General features: G+C 72.3%; 17 protein-coding genes and 2 pseudogenes. 9 read left to right on the top strand and 10 right to left on the bottom strand.

The features are described 5' to 3' along the window. Nucleotides 1-58 precede the first annotated feature (58 nt). On the bottom strand, nucleotides 59-757 hold the full coding sequence (locus ACIRVF_RS20715; RefSeq protein ID WP_402819550.1) for a DUF1062 domain-containing protein: 699 nt from the start codon (nucleotides 755-757) through the stop codon (nucleotides 59-61). Between the two features lie 409 nt (nucleotides 758-1,166). On the opposite strand from ACIRVF_RS20715, the gene ACIRVF_RS20710 reads away from it, so the two are divergent. The 4 genes from ACIRVF_RS20710 (at nucleotide 1,167) to ACIRVF_RS20695 (ending at nucleotide 4,401) form a co-directional block, all read left to right on the top strand. After that, nucleotides 1,167-2,633 carry an aminotransferase class I/II-fold pyridoxal phosphate-dependent enzyme gene (locus ACIRVF_RS20710; RefSeq protein ID WP_402819547.1) on the top strand — a complete coding sequence of 489 codons (1,467 nt, stop codon included), beginning with the start codon at nucleotides 1,167-1,169 and terminating at the stop codon, nucleotides 2,631-2,633. Between the two features lie 17 nt (nucleotides 2,634-2,650). Beyond that, nucleotides 2,651-3,247 (top strand): CinA family protein, encoded by a 597-nt coding sequence (locus tag ACIRVF_RS20705; RefSeq protein WP_402819544.1) that lies wholly within the window; start codon nucleotides 2,651-2,653, stop codon nucleotides 3,245-3,247. A 437-nt stretch (nucleotides 3,248-3,684) separates the two neighbouring features. After that, nucleotides 3,685-3,885, top strand: a complete 201-nt coding sequence (locus ACIRVF_RS20700) for a hypothetical protein (protein ID WP_402819541.1) — start codon at nucleotides 3,685-3,687, stop codon at nucleotides 3,883-3,885. Between the two features lie 33 nt (nucleotides 3,886-3,918). Further along, on the top strand, nucleotides 3,919-4,401 hold the full coding sequence (locus tag ACIRVF_RS20695) for a DUF6328 family protein (RefSeq protein ID WP_402819538.1): 483 nt from the start codon (nucleotides 3,919-3,921) through the stop codon (nucleotides 4,399-4,401). 453 nt (nucleotides 4,402-4,854) lie between these two features. On the opposite strand, the gene ACIRVF_RS20690 is transcribed toward ACIRVF_RS20695, so the two are convergent. Beyond that, on the bottom strand, nucleotides 4,855-6,447 hold the full coding sequence (locus ACIRVF_RS20690; RefSeq protein ID WP_402819535.1) for a DUF1254 domain-containing protein: 1,593 nt from the start codon (nucleotides 6,445-6,447) through the stop codon (nucleotides 4,855-4,857). Nucleotides 6,448-6,635: 188 nt separating this feature from the next. Here ACIRVF_RS20690 and ACIRVF_RS20685 point away from each other — a divergent pair, with 188 nt between their 5' ends. After that, nucleotides 6,636-6,890: a hypothetical protein gene (locus ACIRVF_RS20685; protein ID WP_402819532.1), complete on the top strand. Its 255-nt coding sequence runs from the start codon at nucleotides 6,636-6,638 to the stop codon at nucleotides 6,888-6,890. A 35-nt stretch (nucleotides 6,891-6,925) separates the two neighbouring features. Here the strand turns inward: ACIRVF_RS20685 and ACIRVF_RS20680 are convergent. Together ACIRVF_RS20680 and ACIRVF_RS20675 are read right to left on the bottom strand one after the other, a co-directional pair. Then, a pseudogene (locus ACIRVF_RS20680) lies at nucleotides 6,926-7,135 on the bottom strand (IS5/IS1182 family transposase); the annotation flags it as partial. Between the two features lie 15 nt (nucleotides 7,136-7,150). Continuing rightward, nucleotides 7,151-7,300 (bottom strand): annotated as a pseudogene (locus ACIRVF_RS20675) (universal stress protein); the annotation flags it as partial. 454 nt (nucleotides 7,301-7,754) lie between these two features. On the opposite strand from ACIRVF_RS20675, the gene ACIRVF_RS20670 reads away from it, so the two are divergent. The 3 genes from ACIRVF_RS20670 to ACIRVF_RS20660 all read left to right on the top strand — a co-directional run bounded on the left by ACIRVF_RS20670 (nucleotide 7,755) and on the right by ACIRVF_RS20660 (nucleotide 9,600). Next, nucleotides 7,755-7,916 carry a hypothetical protein gene (locus ACIRVF_RS20670; RefSeq protein WP_402819529.1) on the top strand — a complete coding sequence of 54 codons (162 nt, stop codon included), beginning with the start codon at nucleotides 7,755-7,757 and terminating at the stop codon, nucleotides 7,914-7,916. 546 nt (nucleotides 7,917-8,462) lie between these two features. Then, a complete protein-coding gene (locus tag ACIRVF_RS20665; RefSeq protein WP_402819526.1) occupies nucleotides 8,463-9,116 on the top strand; it encodes a TNT domain-containing protein in 654 nt (217 codons plus the stop codon). Nucleotides 9,117-9,192: 76 nt separating this feature from the next. Next, nucleotides 9,193-9,600, top strand: coding sequence for a hypothetical protein (locus tag ACIRVF_RS20660; protein ID WP_402819524.1), 408 nt, complete (start codon nucleotides 9,193-9,195; stop codon nucleotides 9,598-9,600). A gap of 138 nt (nucleotides 9,601-9,738) precedes the next feature. Here ACIRVF_RS20660 and ACIRVF_RS20655 read toward each other — a convergent pair whose 3' ends face one another. After that, nucleotides 9,739-10,104 carry a hypothetical protein gene (locus tag ACIRVF_RS20655; protein WP_402819521.1) on the bottom strand — a complete coding sequence of 122 codons (366 nt, stop codon included), beginning with the start codon at nucleotides 10,102-10,104 and terminating at the stop codon, nucleotides 9,739-9,741. Nucleotides 10,105-10,942: 838 nt separating this feature from the next. On the opposite strand from ACIRVF_RS20655, the gene ACIRVF_RS20650 reads away from it, so the two are divergent. Further along, nucleotides 10,943-12,475, top strand: a complete 1,533-nt coding sequence (locus tag ACIRVF_RS20650; protein ID WP_402819518.1) for an MFS transporter — start codon at nucleotides 10,943-10,945, stop codon at nucleotides 12,473-12,475. A gap of 82 nt (nucleotides 12,476-12,557) precedes the next feature. On the opposite strand, the gene ACIRVF_RS20645 is transcribed toward ACIRVF_RS20650, so the two are convergent. The 5 genes from ACIRVF_RS20645 to ACIRVF_RS20625 are packed head-to-tail and all read right to left on the bottom strand — an operon-like array spanning nucleotide 12,558 to nucleotide 16,584. After that, a complete protein-coding gene (locus tag ACIRVF_RS20645) occupies nucleotides 12,558-13,058 on the bottom strand; it encodes a hydrogenase maturation protease (RefSeq protein ID WP_402819515.1) in 501 nt (166 codons plus the stop codon). Continuing rightward, nucleotides 13,055-14,416, bottom strand: a complete 1,362-nt coding sequence (locus ACIRVF_RS20640) for a Ni/Fe hydrogenase subunit alpha (RefSeq protein WP_402819512.1) — start codon at nucleotides 14,414-14,416, stop codon at nucleotides 13,055-13,057. Before ACIRVF_RS20640 ends, ACIRVF_RS20645 begins: the two co-directional genes overlap by 4 nt. After that, a complete protein-coding gene (locus tag ACIRVF_RS20635) occupies nucleotides 14,413-15,324 on the bottom strand; it encodes an oxidoreductase (RefSeq protein WP_402819509.1) in 912 nt (303 codons plus the stop codon). The genes ACIRVF_RS20640 and ACIRVF_RS20635 overlap by 4 nt, the downstream gene beginning before the upstream one ends. Nucleotide 15,325: 1 nt before the next feature. Continuing rightward, nucleotides 15,326-16,132 (bottom strand): FAD/NAD(P)-binding protein, encoded by an 807-nt coding sequence (locus ACIRVF_RS20630; protein ID WP_402819506.1) that lies wholly within the window; start codon nucleotides 16,130-16,132, stop codon nucleotides 15,326-15,328. Next, nucleotides 16,129-16,584 (bottom strand): Crp/Fnr family transcriptional regulator, encoded by a 456-nt coding sequence (locus ACIRVF_RS20625; protein WP_402819503.1) that lies wholly within the window; start codon nucleotides 16,582-16,584, stop codon nucleotides 16,129-16,131. The genes ACIRVF_RS20630 and ACIRVF_RS20625 overlap by 4 nt, the downstream gene beginning before the upstream one ends. Nucleotides 16,585-16,608: the final 24 nt, after the last annotated feature.

Raw genomic sequence — 16,608 nt, 5'->3', positions numbered from 1 at the left:
GGGAGAGGCTGTCCCCGAGCGGGACAGCCTCTCCCTCAGCAGGGCCTGCACCGGACTCCTACGCGTACGCCGTGGCCCGGCGCGGGAGCTCCCGGCCGGGTGCGCGCGGCGGCCCGATCCGAACCGGACCGGGGCGTTCGGCGTCGGGCGCACCGAGGGACTTCGCGTGCTTGGCCGCATCGACGGAACCGGCTCCGTGGACGGTGAGTTCGAAGTCCTGGTGCGCCTTGGCGTCCGGGGCGAACGGCAGGCGGATCCGCTCGTCCACGACCAGACGGCGCACCTCGGCCCGGCTCAGGCCGAGGCCGAGCTGGAGCAGCCGCTCCACCCGGACCGGCGCGGGCAGCTCGAAGCGCACCTGCACGGAGAGCGGGTTGGGGTCGTCGAGCGCGTACAGCGGCGTGCGGGTCTCCAGCTCCCACGTCCCGGTCCAGTCGAGCCGGTACCGGTTCTTCGCCGCGAGCGACGCGCTCATCACCAACTCCCGTACCGCTGCCGGGTCGTTGATCTCGTACGCCACCAGCCGGGACGGCTCCAGCGTCGAGACGTGGACGCGCTCGTGCACGGGCACCTTCGAGGTCCGGTCGCACGTCGCGCAGCTCAGCAGCAGCCAGACGTCGAGCAGCTTGCCGTTCGCGTTGGCGCGGATCTTCCCCGAGGCGCGGTGCCGCATGCCGGGACAGTCCGGGCAGGACCGGACGACGGTGGGCAGGGCGGACTGACGCACGGCCCACAGGGCCTTGCGGTCGGTATTCATGTGTGTTGGGTGCTTTCAGGACTCAGCAGGAGGGCACGCCGAACTCACTCGGCGGCTCCCGCTCTCCGACGGTTGCTCACGAGGGGCGCGACCCATCGCCCCGGGCCGGGTCGTCAGGCTCCGAGGTCGATCGCGCGACAGGTACGTACTACGTGGCAGTCATCAAAAGTCCATGCGGGCGATCATGATCGAGACGGCGGCCCGCGGCAACCGGATTTCTCCGGCGGCGCCGCGCGACGCCTGGGGGTTCGGAGCGCCGGTCGGGGCAGGGGGTGCCGCCGGTGGCGTCGAGGACCTCGGCGGTGAGGCGCTCCACGGCCTTCGTCGAGGAGCGCGGTGTCGAGGAAGGCGGGTGGCGCGGGCGGATCGCCCCCGTTTTCCGGACCGGCGGCGGGGCACACGCACCGGCATGGACCAGTCCCAGGCGCCGGTACTCGAAGCCCTTGGCGCGTTCCACGCCAACCCGCTGACCGTGTTCACCCCGCCCGGCCACAAGCAGGGCCGCGGCACCGACCCCCGCGTCCTTCAGGTGATGGGCGCGGACGTGTTCCGCTCCGACGTGCTGGCCACCGGAGGTCTGGACGACCGTCTGGACTCGCGCGGCATCCTCCAGCACGCCCAGGAGCTGATGGCCGAAGCCGTCGGCGCCGACCACACGTTCTTCTCCACCTGCGGCAGCTCCCTGTCGGTGAAGTCCGCGATGCTCGCCGTCGCCGGCCCCCACGAGAAGCTGGTGGTCGGCCGGGACGCCCACAAGTCCGTCGTCGCCGGACTCATCCTGGCCGGCATCCGCCCCGTGTGGGTCGACCCCCAATGGGACGCGGAGCTGCACCTGGCCCACCCGCCGTCCGCCGACGCGTTCCGTGCCGCCCTCGGACAGCACCCCGACGCCCGGGGCGCCCTGGTCACCACGCCCACGCCGTACGGGACGTGCGCCGACCTGGAGGCGATCGCCGCCGTGTGCCACGCCGTGGGCAAGCCGCTGATCGTGGACGAGGCCTGGGGCGCGCACCTGCCCTTCCACCCCCGACTGCCGCGCTGGGCCATGGACGCCGGCGCGGACGTGTGCGTCACCTCCGTCCACAAGATGGGCTCAGCCCTGGAACAGAGCTCCGTCTTCCACCTCCAGGGCGACCTCGTCGACCCGGCCGTCCTCAAGCAGCGCGAGGACCTGCTCGCCACCACCAGCCCCTCCACCCTGGTCTATGCCGCCCTCGACGGCTGGCGCCGCCAGATGGTCCAACAGGGCCGCAAGCTCTACGACCACGCCCTCGGCCTCGCCGACACCGCCCGCACCCGGGGCGAGCAGATCGACGGACTCCACGTCCACGGCCGCGACGACTTCTGCGCCCCCGGCCTGGCCTTCGATCTCGACCCCCTCCAGGTCATCATCGACATCTCCGCCCTGGGCACCACCGGCTACCGTGCCGGCGACTGGCTGCGCTCCCACCACCAGCTCACCCTGCACATCTGCGACCACCGCCGCATCAGCGCCCAGCTCACCCACGCCGACGACACCACCACCGTCGACAGGCTCCTGCACGGCCTGACCGAACTCGTCGCGATCGCCGAAGACCTGCGCCCCGCCCCCCGCGTCCACATCCCCGCCCCCCACGACCTGCGCCTGGAGCAGGTCCTGTTGCCACGCGACGCGTTCTTCGGCCCCACCGAACAGGTCCCCGTGGAGAAGGCGCCCGGGCGGATCACCGCCGAGATGCTCACCCCCTACCCGCCCGGCATCCCCGCCGCCCTGCCCGGCGAGCGTCTCAACCGGGACGTCATCGACTACCTGCGCACCGGCCTCGACGCCGGGATGCTCGTCCCCGACAGCGCCGACCCCCGCCTGGACACCGTGCGCGTCGCCGTCGAGACCTGATCTGGCCGGCGGTCCTCATGCACGACCACGCCCCGGCCGCACCCGCCGCACCGTCGTCCTCCCGCGGCAACGACCGGGCGGCGCCCGAGAGCACGGCCCGCAGCCGCACCGGCGTCCTGGCGCGCCAGATCACCGCCGCCCTGGCAGCGGCCGGGCACACCGTCGCCGTCGCGGAATCCCTGACCGCCGGGCGCCTCGCCACCGCCCTCGCGGACGCGCCCGGCGCCGGGCAGACCTTCCTGGGCGGCATCACCGCCTACGACACCGCCCTCAAGGCGACCCTCCTGCACGTCGACGCGCACCTGCTGGCGCGGCGGGGAGCCGTGGACCCCGACGTCGCCGCACAGATGGCGCACGGCGCCCGTGCCCTCACCGGCGCCACCTACGCCCTCGCCACCACCGGGGTCGCCGGCCCCGCCCCGCAGGACGGCCGACCGGTGGGCACCGTCTACATCGCCGCCGCCACCCCGGCCATCACCGTCGTGACCGCCCCCGAGCCGCCGTCGTGCGGGCGCGAAGCCATCCAGGACGGCGCCGTCCTCTCGGCTCTCCAGCTCCTGCACGACCTCCTGCGGCCTGCGGGGGCGCCGCACGGGCCGGAACACGGCCCGTGAGGCGCCCTCGGCCCGGGGGCAGCCACGCGGGCGAGAGCGCCGTCGGCGGCATCCGCCCGCACGGCCGGCGGCGGGTGGAGCCACCGCGCGACCGCTCAAAGCCAACTGGCCTCGCGACGGAGGATTGGTGTCCCGCCGTCCGGAAAGACGGGCCAGTGTCCGTACCCCTCGCCGCCACGTACGGAGGCCCGTCATGGTCAAGGAGCTCCACAAACCGCCGGCTCCTCTTCGGCACGCTCGGCGGAGTGGGCCGCCGGGGCGTTCTTCCAGCGCCTGCGGGCGCTGCTGGGCCATGAGGACGACGCGCCGTCGCCCACCGGTCCCGAGCGCACCCGGAAGGAGGTGTTGTCCGCACACGGCCCGACCGAGAAGGCACCGCCGACCCGGACAGCCCGCTCCGGTAGCGGGCCGCTCGACGAGCACCGATGGTCGAAGCCATGGGCACAAAGAAGTGGACCGCGGCCGTCGTGCACTGCCTGCCCGGAGCCGTGCCAGGGACGGCCGCCGTGCACGTCAGCGGGCAGGTACGCCTGAGCGGCCGCTGGGTCAGGATCCGCCCCGCCGACGACGGCGACGAGACGTGGATCTCCGCAGCCGCCGTCCAGCGCATCGTCTGGACCGCCGGCGCACCGGACTGAACCCGAGGCAACCCCACTGGACAGGAGGCACACGTGCCACAGGGCGCGTCCGGCCGCGACGAGACAGCCACGGAGAGGGCGGACCGGCTCTGGGACGAGATGCTCCAAGAAGTCCGAGTCTGCCAGACCGGTGCCCAGATCCTCTTCGGCTTCCTCATCTCGGTGGTCTTCACCCCGCGGTTCACCGCGCTGCCCACCTTCGACCGCCACCTGTACGTTGCCACCGTGATGCTCGGCGCGGCCGCCACCGCCGCCCTCGTCGCCCCGGCAGCCTTCCACCGAGTCCTCGCCGGCCGCGGCATGAAACCCGAACTCGTCCGCGCCGCCGGCCACCTGATCACCACCGGCCTGGCCCTGCTCGCCCTGACCATCACCAGCGCCCTGCTGCTCCTGCTCCGCACCGCCCTGTACGCCTCCACCACCGCATGGGTCTTCAGCGGTGCGGTGCTCCTGTTGTTCACCACCTGCTGGCTCATCCTGCCGTTCCTCGTGCTGCGACGGGAACGACACCGGTAGGGCGTGTACCCGAGTGCTCTTCACGGCCGGCTGGGGAACACGGTCCCTGTCATGCGACGCCGACGCCATGACCGATCACCGCGAGGCGTCCGCTCGGAGAAGACGGGCGGCAACCGGAGCAGAGGGCTCCGGCCGGCACCGGACCTCCATCAGGCAGCGAATCGCCGGAGTCGGGTCGGGCCTGTCCCAGGTGATTGCGGACAGGCCCGGTGGCGGAATGTGGCCGGGTCAGGCCGTGCAGCCTGCGGGCGCACGTCAGGTGGACTCCTCACGCCGGGCCGCGCGCCACCCCGGCACGCTCCTGCCCGCCTTGAGGATTCACCGCCCTGCGCACCCGCGTTCCTCGCCGCACCGACTGGGAGATCGAGTTCGACTCCCCACCACCAGTGCAGCTCAGCATCGCGTACAGGTGGCAGAGCACACTTCACAGCTCACACCATGTGCGGATCCGCGTCAGGTGACGCGGGTCAGCGGAGGGCACTGCCACGTCGCGTCGATCACCTCGGGGCGGGGCCGGTACATGCGGAGGACGACGAACCAGGTGCCGTCCTTCGCTGTGGGCAGCCAGTTGCCTTCCCCGTCCTGCCGGGGCGGCTCGCTCTGGAGCCGGATGGTCAGCCCGCCGTCCGCGTCCCGCCGCAGGCCGGAGGTGCGGTCACCGATCGAGTAACGGTCGACCGGGTTGGGGATGAGGTTCATGTCCTCCCGGTAGGCAGTCAGCGACCAGAAGGCGTCGACCGGCGGCAGTGCGTCGACGGCGAAGCGCAGGCAGTACTGGCCGTCGCAGACCAGCGTGTTGCCGTCGGCGTCCTCGAAGTTGAACAAGTAGACCGCCTCGGCGGGATCGTTGGCGGCAATGCCGACCAGCGACTGGTCGGCGGCGCGTTTGAGGAAGTCGTCGCCGAAGCGTCCTATCTGCGAGGGCGGGTAGCGCCAGCCGTTGACGTGGCGGGCCCAGTCACCGCTAAGGATCTGCCGCCTGAGCAGGGGCACGCCGATGGCAGCGGCCCGGATCAGGCTCTGTTTGACCGAGTCGGGCTGTGCTTCGACGTCGAGGTCGGGGCCTATGCCGATCTGGGCAAACTGCTGGAGCAGGACGTCGTGGTGGGCCGGCGGAGGATTCTCGGCGAGCATCGCGTTCAGGGTCTTCCACGGGCCCAGGGGATCCTTCGTTGCCGGGATCGGGGTCAGCACGTCCCGGCTTTCGGGAACCGCCGCGTCCGGTTCGCCGAACAGGCTGAGCGGGGTGAGGCGGAACTGTTCCTGGCATTCCCGTACCCGCGGCACGTCGTGCGGGCCGTTGACGAGGGTGCGGCCCAGGACGAGGATCCAGGGGCTGGGAGCCGGCTTCAGCCGCCGTACCCCGGAGGGAAGCTCTCCCTGCCAGCGCGGGCCGACGAGTGCGAAGCTGCCCCCGCCGGAGCCGGTGGTGCGTTGACCGACGTAGTCGAAGTTGTCGGACGTGATTCCGACCAGCTCGAAGGTGAAGTACCGATCGCCCATGTCCGGATGGGAGAGGATGACCGGCTCCTCGCCCAGGTTCACCCAGGCCGCCGAGTACAAGGTGTCGTTGCTGGGGCAGCCCCCGTCGCGGTAGGTCGCGTCGATGAGTTGCTCGGCGTGCCAGAAATGGTTGACAGGCGCATAGGGGATCGTCGACGGGTTCCGTGGTTGTGTCACCCAGTCGTGGCGCAGCTGGGCGTTGTAGATGTACGGGAAGCCGTAGACGAACGCCTGCTCACCGAGCGTGTAGGCGTACTCGCCGCGCCAGTCGTCCACGCGCCCGGTCAGGATCGGCTTCACCGCCTGACCGAGCAGGGGCACTGCTTCGGGCAGATGGCGTGCGCGATCGATCGTCGACCGTGGGTGCAGTGCCGCACGCCCGGTCGCCCGCGCCACCGTGACGGCTGCGCCGCCCACGTCCTTGGAGATCCGGCGCCAGGCAGGACCCCGCGATGATTCGGCCATATCGACACCACTCCGCTCGACATGGAGGCTTTCGACTGGTCCGATGACGCGTCCGCGTGAGACCGTCCTCGCGACCATCCTCCCTCCTCGTCCCTGTCGACGCAGCCGGAAAGGGCGGGGCCGCCAGGATCAGCACTTCCCCCGCCCAAGGGGAACTCTTCCGGCGACGCTGCCGCACGATCTACTGCTTCGATGCCAGCAGCGACCGGCGCACCTTCGCAGCATCGCTGGCGGACTCGGTGGCCCTGGCATACGAGGAACTGGGCGTGGTCATCGACCTTGACAAGCTGCTCGTCATCGGGCGCACGACCCTGGACCCGCGAACTCCCTGGTGGATCAAGCGTTATGCAGCCGAGCACGAGCTGTTTCCGTACGACGCCACCGGCGATCAGTTCTTCGACGGGGACAAGTTCAAAGCCTGCACCGCGCTCGGCTACCACGTGGGGGAAGCGGTGGTGGAGGCCAAGCAGAGTAAGGAGCGCCTGGACGCCGCCACCGCCCTCGCCGCCGGGAAAGTCTGATCACGGTGGAGCCCAGCCAGGTTCCGTCCGGGCGATCACGTGCGGAGCCAGATGGCGAGGGCGGCTGCGGTGACGGTACCGAGGTAGAGGTATCCGCGTTTGTCGTACCGGGTGGCGACGGCTCTGGCGTGCTTGAGCTTGTTGATGGCCCGTTCGACGGTGTTGCGTTTCTTGTGCCGCTCCTCGGCGAAGCCCGGTGGCCGTCCTCCGCGTGAGCCCTTGCGCAGGCGGGGCGCCCGGCTGTCGGTCTGGCTGACGGAGTTCAGCAAGGCCCCGGTGAAGCCGCCGAGCCCGCGGCTGCCCACCACCGGAAGCGTCATGTCGTCCTCGGCGGCAGCCTTCAGCAGGGCCCGGGCCGCGGTGCCCTCCTCCCCACGAGTGGTGATCTCACCGGGCGGCTCGGAACCCACGGCCTTCTCGATGCTCCCGTTCGACCCGCAGGAGCCTCGACGGCTTCGGCACACGAGGCCTCCCTCCGGCCGAGTACGCCGAGGATGCCGTCCGTGCCGTCATCTCGGCGGTGTCCCTGCACCTTCCCCCGGGGCAGCTGGAGCACGTCTTCGACCCGCTCCGGCACGATCTGCGGGCGCTCGTCACGCCCGAGGCACGGGAGCCCGGCAGTGGAGCGGGGAGCGGCGGGCGCCCGCGCCACGGGCCGATCGTGCTCTGGCCGGCGGCATCGGCCGGCCCCACGTCACCACCGACGACGCCGCCGTCCAACGCGCCCTCGAACTGGAGGCCGATGCCCTGCTGCTCGCCAAGCAACAGAGTGCACGCCGTCTACGACCACGACCAGCGCACCCACCCGACGCCGTCCGCTGCACCAGCCTCGGCCCCCGGGAGGCCCTGCCTCGGGGCGTCTGGATGATGGATGCCACCGCCCGGGTCCTCGCTGCCGAACACCACCTGGCCATGCACGTCTTCGACGCCGCCGCGACCGGCGCGAGGCGCGCGATCTGCCAGGGCTGCGACATCGGCACCCGCACCTCCTGCGGCGATGCGGCCGGGCACCTCCCGCCAGCATGAAGCGGCGGTCTTGGGGGCCCGGTAGCCCCGGCGGCAGGCCCGGGCCGGACGGTCCGGATCAGCGGCCGGTCCCGGCTACCGCCGCCCGCCCGTCGGAGGAGCCCCACACGAATGTCCGGCGCGCCGCTCGTCGTGTCACTCGGGCGCGCGTCAGGTCGCACTCCGGCCGGACCCGTTCGGACGCGGATCCGGCACGTCTGCTCGCACTCGTCGATCCCGTCGGCTTCAGTGATCTCGTCATTCCGGCCGTCACGGTCGTTCCCGGCGGGCCGGGCGGCCCGTGCCGGACGCCGAGTTCCCCTGGGAGGTTCAGTGAGATCGTCAAGGTGGTGTGTCGGCTTCGCGGCTGCGGTCGGCCTGGCCGGTTCCGTGGTCATGGGCCCATCCGTGTCGTCGGCCGCGCCCGCGGTCGAGGAAGGCGCTCGTCGAGCGGGCGCCTTCGGGCAGGTCGGGGCGGGCATGCCGGCGCCCGGCCCGGTGGGGGTGCCCGCACAGCGGGGGGACGAGGACGGCGATCACGGTCGGCCGCGTGCGTGCAAGGGACTGGTGCCGTACCCCATCCCCGAGGAATTCCGCCCGTACTACTTCTGCGGCGACTGGCGGCTGGGCCCCAAGCGGCTGCCGACCCGTGGGCTGCTGGGCAACATCCTTGAGGGCTACGACCGGCTCGGCGGCCTCACCGCCGTGGAGTTCCTGAACACGTGGTGGGACCCCTCCCTGGACTCGGGCGAGGGTGACTGGAAGTACCCGAACGACGACGGCTTCGAGCACGACGCCATGGGCCGCGTGCTCGCAGCGCCGTTGCTGCTCCAGGCGGGCCAGAACCTGATGGTCGACCGGTTCGGCAACGAATCGGGCCGGTTCTTCTCCCCGGCGGGCACGAAGTACGGCCAGCGGGCGATCCCGCCGTCGAGCCTCAACACCATCGACCCCCGCTATCCGTACGACTACAACCTGTACCGGGTGGCGAAGGACGTCACCGTGTGCGCGGGGCCGGCCGCCCCGGCATTCGAGCAGCCGGGCGGGGCCGTCCAGTACGTGGCGTCGAGCAAGTTCTGCCCGAGCATCCCCTTCGCCACCGTCGCCACGCTGGTGAACAACGGCACCCTGGTGAGGGTGAAGACCACGCCGGTGGACGAGGACGAGGCACAGATGGAGCAGAAGTCCGCGCCGATGGCGGGGAAACCCACCTCGCGATGACGTCGTGACGCCGGGGTCCGGCCCTCGGTCGGGGGCCGGGCCCCGGTGTTTTGCCGGCGGGAGGGAGACTGGCTTCATGGACCGGTTCCAACTGCGCAGGGCCCTTCGAGCGGCCGGGGTCCCGCAGCCGTACTACGAGATCCCCGGCTGTCCCGGCGGCCCTCAGCGGGCCGACCGCTACTTCCTCGAAGAACGCGCCGGAGTCTGGGTCGTGGGAGTCCATGAGCGCGGCGAGCGAGAGGTGCTTGCGCGGTTCACGGACGAGGACCGGGCGTGCCGATGGCTCTACGACCGCCTGACCGACGGGGGACCGGACCCCGTCCCGGCCACGCCGGAGGAGATGGACGCGCTCCTGCACGACAGCGACGGAATCCAGCGGCGGGCCCGCGAGCAGTTCGAGCGGGCCCTTGCCGAGGCCCGCCGCCGGACCCTCCAGGAGCCGGCCGCCGCCGACGATCCCGCCGAGCCGCCGCCCTTGCCGTGACCGCGGAGGACGCCTGACCGGCCACACCCGGACCGCGCGCCGGTGGTGCGCCCGCGGCGGCTGCGCGGACGGACCCGGGGAGGCCCAGGGCGGACGGGCAGGGGCCGTCATGCCCAGGCCCCTGCCGCCGCGATGGGCTCAACAGTTGATGTAGCGCATGCCGAGGCTGGTGAAGTGGGTGTTCGAGGGGGCGAGGAGGGTGATGGAGCGGGACTTGCCCTTTCCGCCGGCCCAGTCGCTGTCGACGTGGCCGCCGTTGGAGAGGTCGCCGCGCACGTAGGGGCAGCGGCCGTCCGCCATGGTGTCGTGCACCGTGCCGATGACCTTGGTGTCGTAGTTGCACCACTTCCCGTTCGCGTAGCCCTCGGCGGAGCTGATGCTCCAGTTGTTGGTGCACGAGTCGGCGCGCGGTGCGGCGTGGGCACCGGCGGCCGGGAGGAACAGGGCGGCGAGGGCCAGAGCGGCGACGGCGGCTGCGGGGACGGCGAGACGGCGCTTGGACATGGTGGTACCTCCAGGAGGGTGCACGGTGGACATCCGGCCGGGGCGTCGGGACGGCGCTCGGCGACGCGGAAGACGGGCCGCCCGGGCGGTCCACCGAGCGTCACGTACTCGAACTACTTCCGTCAACACCCTCGCCGAGCCAGGGCATTGACGCGCTTCCCCGGGACACCGGGACGGCGCGGGCGCCCCACCGGCACGTCCAGCACCACGGACGCGGGTCCGGGCGGTCGCTCTGGTGCACGCAGTGGGGTCCGGAGTTCGAGCAGTCGGAGCACCGCCCCCTGCCCCGTTCCCGGCGGGGCGGGGCAGGGACGGGACGACGCCCCGGCCGGTACCGGCGCGGGGTCGGCCGCGGCCCAACCGGAGCGCGCACACCTGGTCCTTCTCCGGCTCCTCGCCCCAACCCGGCAGGCGGCTTCCAGGAGGTCGCTCATCGACGTGCCCCGGTCCGGTCGGTGGCCTCCATGCTGACTCCGCCGGGCCTCCCCGTGCATCGGGACGCGGACCGTGGTGGTGGGCCACGGCCCGGGTTCCGGAAGGAGTTCCGGGACGGGGCCGGGTTCGGTGCGGCACCGCCTTCGTCGGCGGTCCCGGCCCCGTGCAGGTGAACCTGGGACCACGCCACCTGCGGATGGGAGTGCCCTGCCGACGATGCTCTGGAAAGCTGGGCCGGAAGCCTCCGCAGCAGTTGCGGGGCCGAAACGGGCGTCGGCCGGCGGATGGTTCCGGATCACATCGACACGAGTCCTCCGGGACCGCACGCGTCGGTCGTGGCGGGCCGTGCCGGAAGGTCCGCCGGTGAGAGGTCGGCGCCCGCCGACGTACGGGAGGTTTTGCTGTGTCGGCTGCGGAGACGCGATCCCCCCTAGCGACCCTCCCGATCATCCTCGGGCTCTCCATCTCCTTCACGATCACGACCGTCGACCCCCTGGTCCTCAGCCTGAACATGTCGCAGATCAGCCGGGCGCTCCACGTACCGCCCGACGTCGTCGGGTTCCTGGGAGGCGCGGCGACGCTGGTCGTGGCCGCCGCCGTCCTCGCCGTGGGCAGTCTCGGGGACGCCTTCGGGCTCAAGCGGCTGCTGATGCTGGGACTGGCCGGCAGCGTCGTCGTCAACCTGCTCTCCGCGCTCTCCCCCGACTACGGGTTCCTCCTGGTGATGCGCCTGCTCGACGGCCTGGCGCTGGCCGCGATGCTGGGGGTGTCACTGGCCCTGCTCAAGGTCGCCGTGCCACCGGAGCGGCGGCCGGCGGCCATCGGCATCTTCATGGCCGTCGAAATGGTGCTGTGCGGGGTGACACCCGCGGCGGTGGGCTGGGTGGTGGGGGCCGTGGGCTGGCGGTGGCTGTTCCTGCTCGTCCCGCTGCTGGCGCTCATCGCGCTCGGGCTGACGGCCCGCTACGTCACCGAGTCCGCCGTCCCCCGGCGCCGTGGGGTCGACGTGGTCGGCGTCAGCCTGGTCGGCGTCAGCCTGCTGACCCTCGTCCACGGCATCGCCGAGGCGGAGAACGGCATCACCCGGCTCCAGGCGTGGCTGCCCCTGGTGATCAGTGCGATCGCCGGCGTGCTGTTCGTACTCCACGAGCGACGCGCCGCCGAGCCGGTTCTGGAGCCGTCGCTGTTCCGCAGCGGCGCGTTCACCGTGGCCGCGCTGGCCAGCCTGACGCTGAACTTCATCGCCGCGGGGTTCAGCTTCGCCCTGGGACAGTTCGGCAGTGTGGTCCTCACGCTGTCCCCACGCACGATCGGCCTGCTGTATCTGCCCGGCACGCTGCTGGTGGCGGGCGCCGTCGTCCTCGCCGGGCGCCTGATCGGGAGGTACACCCCCCGGCCGGTCCTCATCACCGGCATGCTGGTGCTGGTCGCGGGCGGGCTGCTGATGGCGGTCACCGCCGGGCCCACGATGGCGCTGTGGGTCCTGGTCCTGGCCACCTGGCTCACCAACCTGGGCTCACTGGTGGCTTCGGCATCGGTGGCCGAGACCATCCTCTCCCACGCCCCGCCCGGTCGGTCGGGTGCCGTCGCCTCCGTCCAGCCGGCGTTCGGAATGACCGGCTACGCCCTCGGCCCCGCCGTCTACCTCCTGCTGTTCAACCTCTTCTTCCGACGGCAGTGGCTCAACGACGCCGATGCGCGCGGCCTGTCGGAGATCCAGGCCGCCCAGGCCGTGGACGCGACCCGAAGCGCGATGGCGCAGAGTCCGGCCGCCGTCGGGTACGACCCGAACCTGCTCCGGCAGGCCGGGCTGGACCTCGGGCTGGACTTCACCGACGGCCTGCGGCTCACCATGCTGGTCACGAGCCTCCTGCCGCTCGCCCTGGCCGTGGCCGCGTACTTCCTGATGCCCCGCAGGGTCCGGCCCGCGCCGTAGCGGCCCGATGGTCTTCCACACTTCGCTCATACGGCGCCCCGGAGCCGTGCCGTCGACGAGGTCGTCTGGGCTGCTTGTGCGGTCACCCGTCGGCTGTGTCCCCGTCTGCAGGGCCGAGGGTGCGGTGCGCCTTGCGGATGGTGTCGGCCACCCGGCGGGTCAGTTCGGGCAGTGCGGTCCGGACCGCGGGGCTCAGCCCGACCCCCAGGGTGAAGTCGGCTCCCTCGACCGCGTGCACCACCAGGGCGCGGGGCATCCGGTCGAGAGCGGCGGCGAGGGCGAAGGTCTCGCCGAGGCCGAGCGCGTGGGTGCTGGCCGAGCCGACCGTGGCCCGCTCGGCCTGATCGGCGCGCAAGGTGAGCAGTCGACCAGGCTGCCCGGGGTGCGCATGCACCGCCTCGACCACCACGACTTCGTCGTGACGGTGCCACAGGTCGAGTATCCGGACGGGCTCGCCGTCGCTGACGGTCAGCACCGTGCCTGCGGGCACCTGGGTGCGCACTGCCTCGATGACGGCCGGGCCGACGCCGTCGTCCCGGCGGAACGGGTTGCCCACGCCGATCACCACCACCCGGCCGGTCATGCCCGCTCCACGGTGAGGTCGAGGAAGTGGGCGGAGCAGGAGATGCACGGGTCGTGGTTGCGGATGGCCCGCTCGCACAGCGCGGTCAGCTCCTCGTCGGTCGCCGCCGCGCCCGGGCGGTCCAGCCGGGTCTGCACCACGCGGCGCAGGTCCTCCTCGATGGCTGCCTGGTTCTGGGCGGTGGGCGGCACGATCCGGGCCTGGGTGAGCGCGCCGTCCGCGTCCATCGCGTAGCGGTGGTAGAGCAGCCCGCGCGGTGCCTCGGTGGCGGCGCAGCCGGCCGCCGGGCGTGGCGGCAGCTCGACGTACGAGCGAGGCGGCGGCTCGTAGTCATCGATGATCCGCAGCGCCTCGGCCACCGCGTGTGCCACCTCGACGGCGCGGACGACGATGCTGCGGAACGGGTTGCGGACGACCGCACCGGCGGCCGGGTCGCCCAGTCCCGCCGCTCGGGCGGCCTCGGCGGCCAGAGGGTGCAGCCAGCGCCCGCTGATCGCGTACCGGGCCAGCGACCCGGTGAGGTAGCGGCGGCCGTCCAGTTCGGACTGCAGGGCGGTCGAGTGCGGGACCTGGCGTTCCACCACGTGCTGCTCGAACTCGTCGACCGCGAAGCGCCGTACCGGTCCGGCTCGGTCCGAACCCGGGGAGTCGGGTGCGGCCATCGCGGCCGGGGTGCCGGAGTCGATGGCGTACCGGCCCGGGTCCTGCATCGCCAGCAGGTCGTAGTCGCACGATGCTTCGGGGAAGTCGAAGCCGGCCACCCAGCGCACGGTCTCCACGGCGTCCTCCTGGATCCGGCGCAGCCGCTCGGCCAGCGGGGCGAGCTCGGCTCTGGCCGGCACCCGGTGGAAGCCGCCGATGCGGACGTTGACCGGATGGATGGCCCGGCCGCCGAGCTGCTCCATGACGGCGTTGCCGGCCTGCTTGATCCGCAGGCCGCGCTCCACGGCTTCCCGCTGCTCGCGGGCGAGTTCGACCGCGCTGGGGCATCCGAAGAAGTCGGGGGCGTGCAGGAGGTGGATGTGCAGGGACTGGCTCTCGATCCACTCGCCGTAGTAGAGCAGGCGGCGCAGCTCGGCCAGTTGGTCGTCGATGGTGATCCCGCAGGCCCGTTCGATCGCTTGGCAGGCGGTCATCTGGTAGGCGACCGGGCAGATTCCGCAGATCCGGGCGGTGATGTCCGGGGGTTCGTCGTGCCCGCGGCCGACCAGGAACGCTTCGAAGAAGCGCGGTGGCTCGTAGATCCTCAGCCGTGCCTCGGCGACCGTACCGTCGTTCACGGTCAGGCGCAGCGCGCCTTCACCCTCCACCCTGGCGAGCGCGTCCAGTCGCAGGACGCGCGGTCCGCGATGGCTCATGCGCCCTCCTCGCCGCGCTCGCCGGTGCCTTCGCCGAACGCGCACCTTCTGGTGGTTCGCTCGTTCACTGAGGTGTCTCCGGGGTGTTCCGGGTCTTCTGGCTCCTGGGTGGCGAGTTCGGCTACCGGCGCGTACTCGGGGGAGGCCGCGTTGAAGGTGCGGAAGATCCTCACGATGTCCCGGCCGGTCATGCCGTCCTGTCGCAGCTGGCGCACCATCGCCACCAGGTTGGGGTTGGTGACCGGGCCGAAGCAGCCGTAGCAGCCCCGGCCGTACGTCGGACAGAGGGCACCGCATCCGGCATGGGTGACCGGCCCGAGGCAGGGGGTCCCGTGGGCGACGGTGACGCAGGTGTTGCCGCGCCGCTTGCACTCGAAGCACACGCTGTGGTTCGGGATGTTCGGCTTTCGTCCGACCAGGAACGCGGTGATCACCTCAAGTAGTTGGCGCCGGTCGATCGGGCAGCCGCGCAGCTCGAAGTCGACCGGCACATGGGCCGAGATCGGGGTGGAGGTGGCCAGGGTGGCGATGTACTGCGGGCTGGCGTAGACGGTGGCCCGGAACTGCTCGACGTCCGCGAAGTTGCGCAGCGCCTGGACGCCGCCGGCGGTCGCGCAGGCGCCGATGGTCACCAGGCGGCGGGAGATCCGCCGGATGTGGTGGATCCGACGCACGTCCTCCTCGGTGGTGACCGACCCCTCCACCAGGGAGAGGTCGTACGGCCCGATCCCGTCCAGGGTGGCCGGCTCACGCCCGTCCTCCGCACCGGACATTTCCAGGAAGTGCGAGATCCGCACCTGGTCGGCCAGGCCCAGCAGTTCGTCCTCGCAGTCCAGCAGGGTCAGCTGGCAGCCATCGCACGAGGCGAACTTCCACACCGCCAGGGTGGGCCGGGTGTCGGCGTCCATGTCACAACTCCCTGACGGCGAGCAGGGGCTCGGCGCGGTCGTAGCCGATCACCGGGCCGTCCAGGCAGAGCAGCAGCGGCCCGAGCTGGCAGTGGCCGCAGTGGCCGGTGCCGCAGCGCATGTTCCGCTCCAGCGATGTCTGGAGGCGGTGCGCCGGCAGACCTCGGGCGAGCAGTGCTCGCGCGGTGTGACGGATCATCGCCTCGGGGCCGCAGACCAACGCGCGGGTCCGGTCGAGGCGCAGGTCGATGCGGTCCAGCAGCGCGGTGACGACGCCGACCGTACCCCGCCAGGTCGGGTCGGGCCGGTCGACGGTCACCTCGACCTGGGCGGAGGTCCGCCACTGCGGCAGTTCCGCGCGGTACAGCAGCTCGTCCGGGCTGCGGGCGCCGACCAGCACGGCCAGTGAGCCGAAGCGGCCGGGGCGGTCGAGCGCCTGGTGCACGACCGGCCGCAGCGGGGCGAGGCCGAGGCCGCCGGCCACCACCAGCAGGTCGGAGCCGGCCGCCGCGTCCAGGTCCCAGCCGGTGCCGTACGGGCCGCGCAGGCCCACGGCGTCACCGGGCCGGAGCCGGCACAGCGCGCCGGTGACCGCGCCGACCGCGCGGACGGTGAACACCGGACGGCCCCGGAGGGCACTGACCGAGATCGGAACCTCGCCGATGCCGAAGGCGTACACCATGGCGAACCGGCCGGGCGAGAAGGCCGGCAAGGCCCGCTCGATCGGCTCCAGTTCGAGCGAGACGGTGTCCGCGGTCTCCGGCGTGGCGGCGGTGACCCGGTACGGCACGGGCACGGTGGTGGTCATGGCGGGCCGCCTCCGACCGGCGCGTAGAGGTCGAGCAGCCGGATCCTGGTGGCCTGCAGGCGGTCGGCGATCACCTCGACGCAGTGTCGCATCAGCGTGTACCCGAGCTCCGGGTCATCCGCGCACAGTTGGCGCACCTCTGCGGCGGGGAGCTCCCAGGCCCGCACCGGCCCGACGGCCCGGGCCCCCAGGTGCCAGCGGTACGGCGGGAAGATCCACGACCAGCCGAGCTGCTGCCCCGCTCCCAGGGTCTCCACCACCGGCGCGGGACGGCCCGGGACGTAGACGTCGAGGGCGACCTCGCCGGAGCGGACCAGCCAGAAGCGGTCGGCCGGGCCACCCTCATCGAAGAGCCTGCTGCCGTCGGGGAAGTCCCGGTCGTGGGCGAGCGCGAGCAGCCGGTCCCGGTGGTCCTCCGGGAGGGCGTCGAGCAGGGGTGGCAGGGTGGTCATGGTTCGCCGTCCGGACGGTTGGCC

Origin of the sequence: Kitasatospora sp. NPDC101157 (assembly GCF_044768255.1) — a bacterium.
Classification (GTDB): Bacteria; Actinomycetota; Actinomycetes; order Streptomycetales; family Streptomycetaceae; genus Kitasatospora.
Note: the sequence above shows the minus strand (reverse complement) of the source record. Positions and strands in the feature narration are given on the sequence as shown.